The following is a 776-nucleotide window of genomic DNA, read 5'->3' as shown; positions in this document are numbered from 1 at the left end:
TCAAAACAACTCTCAATTAAAAACTCGTATGAAGCAATGGGCGTTACTCCATCCTTTTCATGCATACCTTACGAAATATTTGATATACCAAAAGAAGGAACTCAAGTTGCATTTGCAGAAAGCAATGCTGCAATTCATGCAAACTCGTATGACAATCTAAAGACAAACAAGGAGAGTGCATTTAGTGCACTTGCAAGTGCAATAACTGGAAAAAGTCCCTACTCTTCCATACGAAAAGAAGACTCTCCTAACTTAACAATTAGAATGAAGGTAAAAGATCCAAATGAATTGACATATGGGATGCTTGGATTTTTTGCAGGAAAAGTAGGAGATACTTCTGTGAATATTTCTGGTCTTGGAAAAATGGATAATAGACAATGCAAAGCAATGTGTGGTGGTATGGGGACATCTGGGACTTGTGCCAAATTTCTTTTTGGTGATGGGGATTCTAGTTGTGAAAAAGTTGACTTTGATCAAAAAGAGATGCAAAATGTTCATGATGAACTAAATACAGCAGAAAAAGGTGACTTGATAACACTTGGTAGCCCACAATTGGGATTAGAAGAGATCTCTGATCTTGTTGGTAAACTAAAGGGTCGCTCTTTTCAAAAAAGATGTATGATATTTTGTCCTAGAACTGTAAAAGAACAAGCAAGAAAAATTGGCTATACAAACGAGCTAGAGCGAGCTGGATGTGAAATACTCTCTGATTGTTGTACGTGCTTAACTCCATTGATTAACAAAAATGATGTGGATGCTGTCACTACAAATAGTAT

General features: G+C 36.5%; 1 protein-coding gene. It reads left to right on the top strand.

The window, feature by feature from the left end:
• On the top strand, positions 1 to 776 hold a 776-nt coding region (locus BG20_RS02615; protein WP_010190578.1), incomplete at both ends, for an aconitase X.

It is taken from the genome of Candidatus Nitrosarchaeum limnium BG20, assembly GCF_000241145.1.
Lineage (GTDB): Archaea > Thermoproteota > Nitrososphaeria > Nitrososphaerales > Nitrosopumilaceae > Nitrosarchaeum > Nitrosarchaeum limnae.
Note: the sequence above shows the minus strand (reverse complement) of the source record. Positions and strands in the feature narration are given on the sequence as shown.